Source organism: Mesobacillus sp. AQ2 (genome assembly GCF_030122805.1).
GTDB lineage: Bacteria > Bacillota > Bacilli > Bacillales > Cytobacillaceae > Mesobacillus > Mesobacillus oceanisediminis_A.
In genome coordinates, this window is record NZ_CP126080.1 from 695,496 (window position 1) to 708,223 (window position 12,728).

The 12,728-nt window shown below is 42.5% G+C and carries 11 protein-coding genes; 9 read left to right on the top strand and 2 right to left on the bottom strand.

Annotated elements, in window-relative coordinates; translation table 11 throughout:
* Positions 1-88 precede the first annotated feature (88 nt).
* The 6 genes from QNH36_RS03490 (at position 89) to QNH36_RS03515 (ending at position 8,028) form a co-directional block, all read left to right on the top strand.
* Positions 89-1,507, top strand: coding sequence for a PTS mannitol transporter subunit IIBC (locus QNH36_RS03490; protein ID WP_144475422.1), 1,419 nt, complete (start codon positions 89-91; stop codon positions 1,505-1,507).
* 191 nt (positions 1,508-1,698) lie between these two features.
* The gene (locus tag QNH36_RS03495; protein ID WP_283904700.1) at positions 1,699-3,819 is read left to right on the top strand and encodes a BglG family transcription antiterminator; all 2,121 of its coding nucleotides are present in this window, start codon (positions 1,699-1,701) and stop codon (positions 3,817-3,819) included.
* Positions 3,820-3,821: 2 nt separating this feature from the next.
* Positions 3,822-4,256 carry a PTS mannitol transporter subunit IIA gene (locus QNH36_RS03500; protein ID WP_481825301.1) on the top strand — a complete coding sequence of 145 codons (435 nt, stop codon included), beginning with the start codon at positions 3,822-3,824 and terminating at the stop codon, positions 4,254-4,256.
* 1 nt (position 4,257) lies between these two features.
* Positions 4,258-5,415: a mannitol-1-phosphate 5-dehydrogenase gene (locus tag QNH36_RS03505; RefSeq protein ID WP_283904702.1), complete on the top strand. Its 1,158-nt coding sequence runs from the start codon at positions 4,258-4,260 to the stop codon at positions 5,413-5,415.
* A 348-nt stretch (positions 5,416-5,763) separates the two neighbouring features.
* Positions 5,764-7,350, top strand: a complete 1,587-nt coding sequence (locus tag QNH36_RS03510) for a copper resistance CopC/CopD family protein (protein WP_283904703.1) — start codon at positions 5,764-5,766, stop codon at positions 7,348-7,350.
* 24 nt (positions 7,351-7,374) lie between these two features.
* The gene (locus tag QNH36_RS03515; RefSeq protein WP_283904704.1) at positions 7,375-8,028 is read left to right on the top strand and encodes a YcnI family copper-binding membrane protein; all 654 of its coding nucleotides are present in this window, start codon (positions 7,375-7,377) and stop codon (positions 8,026-8,028) included.
* A gap of 62 nt (positions 8,029-8,090) precedes the next feature.
* On the opposite strand, the gene QNH36_RS03520 is transcribed toward QNH36_RS03515, so the two are convergent.
* Both QNH36_RS03520 and QNH36_RS03525 read right to left on the bottom strand, forming a co-directional pair.
* Positions 8,091-8,384 carry a hypothetical protein gene (locus tag QNH36_RS03520; protein ID WP_283904705.1) on the bottom strand — a complete coding sequence of 98 codons (294 nt, stop codon included), beginning with the start codon at positions 8,382-8,384 and terminating at the stop codon, positions 8,091-8,093.
* A 19-nt stretch (positions 8,385-8,403) separates the two neighbouring features.
* A complete protein-coding gene (locus tag QNH36_RS03525) occupies positions 8,404-9,078 on the bottom strand; it encodes a DNA alkylation repair protein (protein WP_283904706.1) in 675 nt (224 codons plus the stop codon).
* 147 nt (positions 9,079-9,225) lie between these two features.
* Between QNH36_RS03525 and ilvA the strand changes: the two genes are divergently transcribed.
* The 3 genes from ilvA to QNH36_RS03540 all read left to right on the top strand — a co-directional run bounded on the left by ilvA (position 9,226) and on the right by QNH36_RS03540 (position 12,693).
* Positions 9,226-10,431: a threonine ammonia-lyase gene (ilvA, locus tag QNH36_RS03530; protein ID WP_283904707.1), complete on the top strand. Its 1,206-nt coding sequence runs from the start codon at positions 9,226-9,228 to the stop codon at positions 10,429-10,431.
* 727 nt (positions 10,432-11,158) lie between these two features.
* A complete protein-coding gene (locus QNH36_RS03535) occupies positions 11,159-12,184 on the top strand; it encodes a Bug family tripartite tricarboxylate transporter substrate binding protein (protein WP_283904708.1) in 1,026 nt (341 codons plus the stop codon).
* A 53-nt stretch (positions 12,185-12,237) separates the two neighbouring features.
* Positions 12,238-12,693 (top strand): tripartite tricarboxylate transporter TctB family protein, encoded by a 456-nt coding sequence (locus QNH36_RS03540; RefSeq protein ID WP_283904709.1) that lies wholly within the window; start codon positions 12,238-12,240, stop codon positions 12,691-12,693.
* Positions 12,694-12,728: the final 35 nt, after the last annotated feature.

Consider the following 12,728-nt stretch of genomic DNA (forward strand, 5'->3'; position numbering starts at 1 on the left):
ATGCACTTTTCATTAAATTGAAACAGATTTGTAAACGCTTTAATATAAAACTATAAAGTTAATTCTTCTAATTGGAGGGGGAATCTAGATGAATGAATCTGTTGATAATAAACAAGATGTCAAAGTAAGGATACAAAAATTTGGTAGTTATTTAAGCGGCATGGTGATGCCGAATATCGGAGCCTTTATCGCATGGGGCTTGATTACGGCATTATTCATCCCGACTGGCTGGCTTCCGAATGAGGATCTGGCAAAGCTGGTTGGCCCAATGATCACATTCCTGCTGCCACTGTTGATTGGTTATACTGGCGGTAAGATGATTTATGATGTCCGAGGCGGTGTAGTCGGTGCGACAGCAACAATGGGTGTCATCGTCGGTACGGATATTCCCATGTTCCTTGGCGCAATGATCATGGGACCTATTGGCGGATGGGTGATCAAGAAGTTTGACCAGGCCATCCATGGAAAAGTAAAATCTGGTTTTGAAATGCTTGTCAATAACTTCTCAGCTGGTATTCTTGGCGGCCTTTTAACTTTATTGGCATATAAGGGAATCGGTCCAGTTGTACAAGGAATAAGCAATGTACTTGCAAGCGGCGTGGAAGCGATTATCAATGCAAAAATGCTGCCATTGGCTAACATCTTTATCGAACCAGCAAAAGTTTTATTCTTAAACAATGCAATCAATCACGGTATCTTAAGCCCATTGGCAATTGACCAGGCAGCAGATGCTGGGAAATCAATTCTGTTCTTGCTTGAAACAAACCCAGGACCTGGTTTGGGTATCCTGCTTGCATTCTGGTTATTTGGAAAGGGAACAGCAAAACAAACAGCACCTGGTGCAGTCATTATCCACTTCCTTGGTGGTATCCATGAGATTTACTTCCCGTATATCCTGATGAAGCCAATGCTGATCCTTGCTGCAATCGCGGGTGGTGTGAGCGGAGTGTTCACATTCAATCTTCTTGATGCAGGTCTAGTGGCAGCTCCATCACCAGGAAGTATCTTCGCATTACTTGCGATGACACCAAAAGGCGGTTATTTCGCAACTCTTGCTGGTGTAATCGTAGCCGCAGCCGTTTCATTCGCAGTTGCATCGCTGATCTTGAAAACAAGCAAGGCGACAGAGGAAGATTTGACTGCAGCTGCAGCTAAAATGGAAGAAATGAAAGGCAAGAAGAGCTCTGTTTCATCTGCATTAACAAGTGAGCCTGCTGAAGTGAAAGCTGTTGATGTCAACAAAATCGTGTTTGCCTGTGATGCAGGGATGGGTTCAAGTGCGATGGGCGCTGGAATCCTAAGAAATAAAGTCCAAAAAGCAGGACTTGATCAAACAGTCATCAATACTGCGATTAATAATCTTCCAGAGGACGCAGACATTGTTATTACACATAAAGATTTGACAGACCGTGCGAAGGCAAAACTGCCAAATGCTACTCATATTTCTGTTGAAAACTTCCTGAACAGTCCTAAATATGATGAATTGATCAATTCACTGAAAAAATAAGTAAAGAGCCCAGCCAGTTGTGGTTGGGCTTTTAACTTATTAAATCTTGTCAACAACTCAATTGACTAATTTTCGTTTATCATTTGTTGTATAAGGGGATTTTGCATTTTAAAATAGAATTGTCAGTATGAAATATCAATTTTGTCAACAACCTAAGAGGAGTTGGATTTCATCAGACGGGGGTGACCTTTATGTATATTTCAGCAAGAGAGAGACAGGTTTTAGAAATCTTGCTGACTGAAAAAGAAGAAATGACAGTGAAAGATCTCGCAGACAGGATTGGTGTAAGCGGAAGGACCGTTCATCGGGATTTGAAAAATATAGAAGATATCCTGGCGGAATATGAGCTTACCTTGCTGAAAAAAGCTGGGGTCGGCGTCCAAATATCTGGTGACCCAGAGAAAATACATCAATTGGAGCTTTTCCTGTTTAATCTTTTTCACACAGAATATACTCCAGACGAACGGCAGACAATCATCCTGTGTGAACTGTTGGAAACAAAGGGTCCGGTGAAGCTGCTCGGACTGGCCAATGACCTTAACGTCACGATTGCCACTGTCAGCACAGATTTATCAAAATTAGAGGACAAGCTGGAATCCTTCGGTTTGAGCCTGATTAGAAAAAGAGGGTATGGAGTCGAACTTGAGGGAGACGAAGCTGCAAAAAGGCGGGCTATGAGATACCTGATTTCGGCTCATCTGGATGAATCAGAAATCCTTTCCCTTGCAAGGGAGACCATCCAAAAGCGATCAACCCAGCAATTGAACACAATTTCTGATAGGCTGTTGGGCCTGGTCGAAAAGCAGAAGCTGCTGATTGTTGAAAAAGTAGTGGATTCCATCATACAGGAGCTGCCTTTTGCAATGGCGGACAGTGCCTATATTGGACTGGTTGTCCATCTTGCTCTGGCAATCGAAAGAATCCAAAAAGGTGAAGGAATTGCCATTAATCCATCTTATATGGAGGATCAGCAATCCTCAAAGGAATATAAATTCGCCGAAAAAATCGTTGCCCAATTGGAGCAGGTTTTCAATATCGGAATTCCTGAAGCAGAAGTGGCATACATCACCATGCACCTTAAGGGCGCGAAGCTAAGACATGATAATGAGTATCTGATGGAAGAATCAAACATGCAGGTTGCGCTAAAGGCGAAGCACCTGATTGATTATGTTGAAAAAAAAGTAGAAACAGAACTATCGGCGAACCATTCATTATTTGAAGGGCTGGTCATGCATTTGAAGCCAGCGATGTACCGTATCAAACAGGGGATGGGCATCAGTAACCCTTTAACAGAGAAGGTTAAAAAGGATTATCCTAAACTGTTCTCGATCGTTAAACAGGCGGTAGAGGAAGTTTTCCCGGAACATCATGTTCCTGATGAGGAAGTTGGTTACCTTGTCATGCATTTTGGTGCAGCAGTACTGGGGCGCAGGGAACTTGCTGACTTTAAAACACTGGTCATCTGCTCGAGCGGCATCGGCACATCTAAAATGCTTGTCACCAGACTGCAAAAGGAATTTCCGGAGCTGAAGAATGTCCAAAATGTATCAGTCATGGAATTCAAAAAGTTGAAGCAATCTGATTACCAGCTCGTCATTTCGACGATTCCAATTCCTGATTACAATGACTACATCATTGTCAGTCCAATGCTGAACAAGGACGAAATTGAAAAGATTCGTTCTTTCATCAATAAATATAAAATCATCAACCGTTCCGATCGCAGTCTTCCTTTTTCGAGCCAAAAAACTGGAAAGACAAAAAACGCAATAAATTTCATTGAAGAACTGCAAACTGTTCAAAAATATAGTGAAACGATCTCAAAACTTCTTTTGGGTTTTGAATTGGTTAAAATAAGGGAACGGAAAACTACTGATGAAATCCTAAATCAGGCTGTTCAACAGCTATACCGGAAAAAGGCAGTAGAACATATCGATCTTGTGGTAGATGCGCTGAAAGCAAGGGAACAATTAGGGGGATTAGGTATTCCGGGTACTGCAATGGCACTTTTTCATGCCCGTTCCCCGGGCGTCATTCGCTCGAGCTTCACGATTTATTCTCTGGAGCATCCCGTCATCACTGCTGGCATGGATGGTTCCCCAATGGGAGTCAGATTCCTGCTCTTGATGCTTTCTCCTGAGGAACCTGATGAAAAAACGCTTGAGGCGCTTAGCCATTTAAGTTCGTTGCTGATTGAAAGTGAAGAAAGTACAGCAATTTTCGAATCTAATGATGAAAATCAAATTTCATCCTATCTATCAACCAGATTCGAGCAATTTTTCACCGAAAAAATAGAACAACTAAGGAGTGTATGAACATGTCATCAATTTTAACGAAAGATAACATTCTATTAAATAAGTCTCTTAACACAAAGGAAGAAGCAATCAAGCTGACAGGCAGTGTCCTGGTCGAAAGAGGATATGTCGAACCTAGTTACATTGAAAAAATGATGGAAAGGGAAGAGCTTACATCAACTTATATGGGGAATTTCGTAGCGATTCCGCACGGCACGGAGGATTCCAAGCAGTTTGTTAAAGAATCTGGCATTTCGTTTGTACAGGTGCCAGAAGGCGTCGATTTCGGAGGAGGAAATATTGTCAAGCTTCTGATCGGTATTGCTGGCAAAAACGATGAGCACCTGAGCATCTTATCTAATATTGCGATCGTTTGCTCTGAAGAGGAAAATATCGAAAAGCTTATTTCAGCAAAATCACCAGAAGAAATTATAGAGATTTTTGAAGGAGTAAACTAATATGCTGGCAGTACACTTTGGAGCTGGGAATATCGGGCGGGGCTTTATCGGGAATTTATTATATCACTCAGGCTATGAAACGGTTTTTGTAGACGTTAACGCTGAAATTGTTAATTTGCTTAATGAAAAGAATGAGTATAAAGTGGTTCTCGCAGAGCCTGGCCAACAAGAAGATATCATTAAGAATGTCAGAGCCATCAACAGCGCAGAGAATCCGGATCAAGTGATTCAGGCAATTGCAGAGGCCGATTTGGTAACAACTGCGATTGGGCCGAATATTCTTCCTTTGATTTCGGGATTGGTAGCTGAGGGCCTGCGCAAAAGGGCTGCGCAGTCTGACAGACCGCTGAACATCATTGCATGTGAGAATATGATTGGCGGAAGTTCCCTTTTAAAAGAGAAGGTATTTGAGAAGTTATCGGAAGAGGAAATCGCTCAGTTTGACGGCCAGTTCGGATTCCCGGATTCAGCTGTCGACCGGATTGTCCCGAACCAGACGAATGAAGATAAATTGATGGTGAAGGTAGAACCATTCTATGAATGGGTAGTAGAAGAAACAAAGCTTGTCGGCGGTAAGCCGGAAATAAAGGGAATCACCTATGTTCAGGACCTGGTCCCTTATATTGAACGTAAATTGTTCACAGTAAATACGGGCCATGCACTGGCAGCCTATTTTGGTTATTACTTCGGGGAAGAAACCATTAATCAGGCAATGGAAAACCCGCATATCCGTGAGCTGGTTGAAGGTGCGCTGAACGAAAGCGGCGAGTTTCTAGTCAAGAAGTACGGATTCAATGCTGAAGATCACGCTAAATACATTCAAAAGATTCTTCAGCGCTTCTCTAATTCGCACATCGTCGATGAAGTGACAAGGGTCGGCCGTTCCCCAATCAGGAAACTCGGTCCGAATGACCGCCTTGTAAGTCCGGCAAGACAGTATTTCGAAGTAGTCGCCAAAGAACCTGTCAACCTGCTAAAAGGAGTAGCCGCAGCTTTCTTATACGATTTCCAGGGTGACGAAGAGGCAGTTAAAATCCAGAACACAATTGAGGAAAATGGGTTTGAAAAAGCAATCGAAACTTTTACCCAGATTTCCCCGGAATCACCACTTTTCAACATTATAGTAGAACAGTATAAACGTTTGAAGGAAAGTAAATAAGAACGAGGACGGTTCTTCTGGTTCATGAAATGGTGAAATAGCCAAACATGAAATCGAGAACCGTCTTTTCTTTAGAAGTATAGTGCCAGTTCATGGGGAAACCGGTGCTTTTTTTTACTCAACTATCTTCACCAGAGCATGGGACGTAACCGATGCTTCTTTTTTCATATGTAGGGATTAATTCATAATGAGTTAAAATATGTATTTCATTAGACAGCAGAACAGTCCCTTTGTAGCGAAAAGCACTGTGCCTATGTTTTTTACCATAAACCTTGTATTGATAGTATATAATATCAAGTGATACACTATTGCGTATGTGAGTTTTGAAAAAAGCAGGTGATATTGATCGTGTCCAATCGAAATGCCATTAGTAATCTTTTTATTTTATGTTTTATTATATTCACTTTTATGGTTCCCCAAGAGGCCTTTGCCCATGCGACGCTAAAGAAGGCTGAGCCTGCCCCTGATAGTGAATTAACAGATACCCCGGCAAAGATTGTTCTGACTTTCGATGAAAGACTTGAAAATGAACTCTATTCTATTAAGGTTTTTAATGAAAAAGGGGAAAGGGTGGTCAACGGCAAGCCGGAGATGAGCAAGAATCAAAAATTCATCACGCAGCCTTTGCCTGACCTGCCAGACGGGAATTATGTCATTTCCTATAGTGTCATTTCAGCGGATGGCCATCCCATAAAGAGTTCTTATGTCGTCTCAATAGGGGAAGAAACGGTTTTCAAAAGGGATATTAACCAGCAGGTCCTGGAAAAGCAAGAGAGCTCGGCTGCAGTTAATGTATTGAAGTCGTCGGTGAGGATCCTGTTTTATATGTCAATGATCCTGACGACTGGCTGGATCATATGGGGAGCCATACATACTTTGGAAAAAGAAATGAAGCCATCCTTTAGACAGCGGGCGTTTCGATTGCAAATTGCCCTGTTGATCACCACTGTGGGATTGGTATTCGTCCAATTATCCGATTTGGTTGATCACTGGACACTGACTGAAATCGGGTCGGTTCTGACAGGGACAACAGTCGGGTTGTCCCTGGTCGCTTCTGTGCTTTTGTCTCTATTAGGTTTACCGCTACTGCTTCGTTTCAAATGGCTCGACTTGATTTGGGTATTGGCGGTGATGTCAGCAAAGAGTTTTAACGGACATGCTGCCGCCTTTGAAACGGAAATCCGCTCGATGTCATTGCAGCTGGATGTCGTCCATTTACTCGCAGCCGCGATATGGGCAGGAGGCATCCTGTATATTCTGGCCTACTGGAAAAAGCAGAGGGAACACGTTGGCCAATTCCTTCCATTCTTTTCGCAGGTTGCTCTGATCAGCATGCTGATCCTGATTTTAACGGGAGTGTCTTACACGTTAATCTTCTTGCCGGAGCTCAATTATCTGCTCCATGCACTATGGGGAAAACTGCTTCTAGTCAAAGTTGGCCTGGTCACACTTGTGTTCATGATTGGCGCACTTTTACGCCATAGTATGAAAAAGAAAAAAGAAGGTTCACTCAGCATCCTGGTGAAAATCGATTTCAGTGTGATGGTCATCATTTTAGGGATTGTTGGTGTCTTAACCCACTTGAATCCACTTCCGGAAAATGAACCTTTGGATTGGAAAAATGAAGATCAATATATTGATTTCACGACATCTATCTCACCGAAGGCACCTGGCTACAATCATTTTAAAGTGACCGCAAATGCGCAGAAAGAAAACCTGGAGATTAAAAGGATTGAACTATTTTTAATCTATCAAGACAACCTTGAAATCCAACCGATTCAAGTTCCTTTTTCCGAAATCGAACAATCCAGGAAAGTCCAATTCAAGATTAATGGCTCGTATCTGCCAATTGAAGGGAACTGGACAGCGGAGCTTCGAATAGTAGATTCCGAGGATAATGAAAAGGTGTTTCATAAGGATTTTATTGTTTATTAAAATGAAGATATAGGAGATTTCAAGATGAAAAAACTTTTAATTTTAGGCATCGCAATGATTGGTGCAATCATACTTTTTGCCGGTGCGGCAAGCGCGCATGTATCCGTTCAGCCTCAGGAGACTTCACAAGGGAATTATGAAGTCTTCACTGTCCGGATTCCTTCTGAAAAAGAGGATGCCCAAACGACGAAAGTGGAAGTGAAATTCCCTGAAGAGGTGAACATCACCCGCTTTGAAGACAAACCAGGCTGGACATATGAAGTGCAAAAAGATGACACTGGAAAAATAACAAGTGTTGTGTGGGCAGCGGAAGAAAAAGGCCTGTCAGCAACTGAATTCGTTCAATTCAACATCCAGGGAAAAGTTGGCGATGAAGCGACTGAAATCGTTTGGAAAGCCTATCAAACCTACAGCGATGGCAGTACAGTGGAATGGATCGGGGCACCTGACGCAGACAAGCCAGCTTCAGTGACAACAGTAAATCCCGCTGATGGATCTTCGGATCACGGACATGGAGCTGCAGCAGCTGAGCCATCCAAAGACCACAATGCTGCTGGAGACCTAGCAAATGACACGGAAGCAAAATCGGCAACAAACAATTTGCCGCTTTACCTTTCGATCGCTGCTTTGATTGCAGGATTGCTGGCACTGGTTATTTCTTTGAAAAAAAGAGGATAATTTGAAGAGGGAGCATGGGGGACGTACCCTGTGCTCCCTTTTGGCGTTAATGGGCCTGAAATCTATCTTGTTATTCCAAGGCCCGTATCGCCATATTGATAATAAAAATAAAACAAGAAAAATATAGTGTTGGTGATTAACGACATATTGAAAAGAGATTTTGAAACTCTTATTTTCCACAGTGAAAATACAATGAAGAAATTGATCAGCACAGGCACAAACGTATAGGTCATTCTTTCATCGATGAGAGAAAGTGCGTCTGGACTCAGCCAGTAAACGAATCGATCAGACAGCTGTGCAATGACGGAAAAAATGATGAGGAACCAAAATATAAACAAAAGAATTGCTTTTTTCATGAATCCCCCAGCTCTCTAATTAATCTACCTTCAAATGCTTCAATGCTTCTCTCCGGCTCAAGTTTGACAGAGGGTATGTATTGGTTATTTCGATCACTTTCTCCGGGTCTTGTTTAGCGTACTCCCTTAATGCCCAGCCAATCGCTTTGTTGATAAAGAATTCCTTGGTGTGGCATGTTCTTGAGATGATATCCTCTAGCATAGCCACGTCCGTTTTTTCTTTATATCCCAGTTGGAATAAGATACAGGAGCGGATCAGCCAGATGTTCTCGGAGGCAATCCACCTGTCGACGATTGGCTGCCTGGTATGTGGGAATTTTTCAAGATAATAACCGAAATGTTTTTTCGCAATATGGTCGATCGTGTCCCACCAGGGCTTGGTCGTGATGATGTATTTTAACAGGGAAAGATCCTTTTCTGTGAACTGTTTCTTCATTAAATCCAACAAGAGAAGGCCGGCCATCTGCATCTCTCTTTCTTCCAGCTCCCAGAGGGAAGTGATGACCTGGTGTAATTCTTCTTTAGCTGGCAGGCCATGATTTTTCACGTGCTGTTTGAATACTTCTTTCAGCTGCGGCGCTCTCAAACCAATAAAGCTGAACTGATTCCGCATGTAATTGGATAGCCTGATTGCTTCTTCTTCATTCTGGTGTTTTAAAGCAGCCTGGTATAAAGCTTCAACATAGTTTTCCATATAAGTTCCACCAATTTCATGTTTTATTGTCTTTTATCAAAGGGCGGCTCTATCTCTTACCGAGTCATCCCACAAATAGCATTTTACATACTTTTCCTTTCCCTGAGCAACCTATAAAAAAATGAATGGAGATCAGGGGGCTTCACAATGAATTTGGATGATGTGATTTTAGCGCGTGAAAAAATGAAGGGGATTGTGCATTCGACCCCTCTTGATTATTCTAAAACATTTAGCACCCTCTCGAATAATGAAATTTTCTTGAAGCTTGAAAATCTGCAAAAGACAGGTTCCTTCAAGGTGAGAGGCTCATATAACAAATTGATTTCTTTGTCACCTGAAGAGCTTCAAAAGGGAGTGGTGGCGGCTTCTGCGGGAAACCATGCTCAGGGTGTTGCGTATTCGAGCCAGATGCTTGGCATTCCATGTACCATTGTCATGCCGAAAGGGGCTCCTCTTAGCAAAGTGCTGGCAACGCGGCAATATGGTGCCGAAGTCATCCTGGAAGGTGCCGTTTTTGATGAAGCTCTGGCCTATGCACTGGAGCTGAAAGACAAGCTTGGCGCTACTTTTATCCATGCCTTTGATGATGAGGCAGTCATTGCCGGGCAGGGAACAGTAGGATTAGAGATTCTTGATCAGCTTCCAGACGTTGAGGCGATCATCTGCCCTGTTGGCGGAGGCGGCCTTATAGCAGGTGTTGCGATGGCGGTAAAGGAGAAGAATCCTGAAATTAAGGTATATGGAGTCCAGACACTCGCTTGTCCGAGCATGAAACAGTCATTAAAAGAAAACCGGCCAGTTGCTGTTGAAGCTGCTCCCACAATGGCAGATGGAATTGCTGTCCAGAAACCCGGGCAGAAGACTTTTGATATCATTAGGGAGTATGTTGATGGCATTTTTTGTGTGGATGAAATGGAAATCGCCAGGACCATGCTTCTCGTCCTGGAGAGGAACAAACTGCTGGTTGAAGGATCGGGGGCAAGTCCGCTTGCAGCATTGCTATATGACAAGGTGAATCTCAGCGGCAAGAAGATTGCTGCAATTTTAAGCGGGGGAAATGTAGATGTCAATTTCATCTCCCGCATTATTGAACGCGGGTTGGTTGAATCAGGAAGATTTGCACATTTTACGATGACCTTAAAAGATAAGCCTGGAGAATTACAAAGAGTGTTAAGTTCCGTAACCGAGATGGACGCGAACGTGCAATTTGTCAATCTGCACCGGATCGGCAAGCATATCTATCCGGGTTATGCGCTGGTGGAAATCTCAGTAGAAACAAAAGACCATGCACATATCGAGCAGCTTTATAAGACTCTAAAGAGCCAGGGGTATCAGCTGCAATTAGAGGAATAACCATGAGACCTGGGACGGTATCAGGTCTATATAAGAATAACTATTTAGGTTTCCTGCTGAGACAGCGGAACCTTTTATTTTTTTCTCCTCCTCTGTTTCTCCAGGTAAAGAGCCATGCCTATGTATATGCAAAACAGTAGAAACAGGAATAAGGGAGTGGACAGTGTATCCATCGAATCACCTCCTATTTCAAATCATGTAACGCTGGACGAAAAAACAATAGGAGAATCGCAATAATGGGTACCGACACAAGGAATGCTGCCAGAGCGTTTTTGTAGTGAATCCGGATGACAGTAAACGTTATGATGTTAAACAATAAAGACCACCAGGTACTCCAGCCATTTTCATAAACAAAGAGTCCCTTTTGTTTCAAATTTTGAGAGTACCTGAGTTTTAGAATTGGAAAAAAACAGTCGAAATTTCCAGTTTGCGAATAAACGCATCGTTTTTGCGAATAAAAATTTTTTTTAGCGAATAAACGTAACGTTTTTCCGAACAAAAATAAATATTAGCGAATAAACTGCCGGTTTTCGCTGAAAACCACCTAATAGTCTTCTAACCAGCCAAGCTAGAGTTTTATTACTCTAGCTTTTTTTATGTGTAAATAACCCCCGTGAACAAAATGAACAAAATGTTAACTAAGTTTTTAATGCTGTTTAAATGAATAATCTATTCTATTTTCAAAAACTTTGTAAAATTAAGAAAACGCTTACAAGGGGGAGTTAAAATGTTTTCTATGAAAAAAATCTCAGCGGTTTTTTGTGCTGGTGCACTGGCGGTTAGCCTGGGTGCTTGCAGCAGTGATGCTCCTGCATCCTCTGCCAAGAAAGAAGGTTCAGATTATCCTACTAAAGCTATTACGGTGGTGGCGCCATCTGGAGCTGGAGGCGGATGGGATTTAACCGCACGTTCATTGACGAAGGTACTGGGTGAGACAAAGATTGTGGAACAGCCTATGACAGTTGAGAATAAGCCGGGTGGCGGCGGTGCTGTGTTTATGGCTGAATATGCTACGGCGCAGGCAGAAAATAATGAGATGCTTTTTGTCAATTCACCTCCGATTATCATCAACAATCTGAAAAAAGAAGGGAACAGCCCATATGGGGTCAAAAATACAACGCCATTGGCCCAGCTGACAAAAGATTATGGAGCCATTGTTGTAAAAGAGGACTCGAAATTCAAAGACCTGAAATCTGTTTTGGAAGAGGTAAAAAAGGATCCTAGTAAACTTACATTTGCCGGCGGATCTGCGCCTGGTTCGATGGACCATCTGATTTCTATCCTGCCAGCTTATAAATATGGCGTTGATCCGACTAAAGTGAAATATGTTTCTTATGATGGCGGCGGAGAAGCGATTACTGCTCTGCTTGGCGGTAACGCTGATGTCATTGGTACGGACGCTTCCAGTGTTAAGGAATTCTTGAAGGCTGGCAAGGTAAGGGTATTGGCGGTCACTTCTGCGGAACGTTTAGCAGGTGATTTCAAAGATGTTCCAACAGCAAAAGAACAGGGAGTGGAAGCTGAATTTACGATTTGGCGCGGTGTGTTTGGTCCTGAAAAAATGTCTGATGATGCAAAAGCTTATTGGGAGAAATCACTTGAAAAGCTCGCAAACTCCCCAGAGTGGAAGAAAGAAGTAGAGACCCAGGGCTGGGATCTTGATTATAAGAATGGCGAAGATTTCAAAAAGTTCCTGGAAGACCAGGAAGGCCAGGTTCAGCAATTATTAGAAGCCCTGGGCATGCAGAAGTAACCAAAAAGGGGGAGGGTTTTCCTCCCTTCCCCCATTCTTGAAAGGAGTAAGCAATGAGTATTCAATTCGATCGGATTGCCTCGATACTATTTTTGGCTACAGGTGTTCTTTTTATTGTTGGGAGCAGACAGCTTGCGAGTTCATCATATGGCAGCTCCGTTGGTCCTGATATTTTTCCTTTATTACTTGGTATCATTCTTGTTCTGTTAAGCATTCGTTTGTTTTATGAAACCATGGTAGCAAAAACCCAGCAAAGTTCGAAAGAAAAATTACTGTATAAACCTTTCTTGATCATTTTTTTCGCTACATTGGTTTATATTTTGACATTGGAAACAATCGGGTACGTCATCACAACGTTCTTATTTTTATTTGTTTGTTTTCAAACGATGGAACGCTCTAAAGTGATGACTTCCCTTATCATATCTGCTTGTTTTTCCGGATTTGTTTATTTTATGTATGTAGAAGTATTAAAAGGAACGCTGCCAGGATGGCCAATTTGGCTTTCATAGTTTTGGAGCAGCCTATCCGCTGGAGGTTGTAGAAT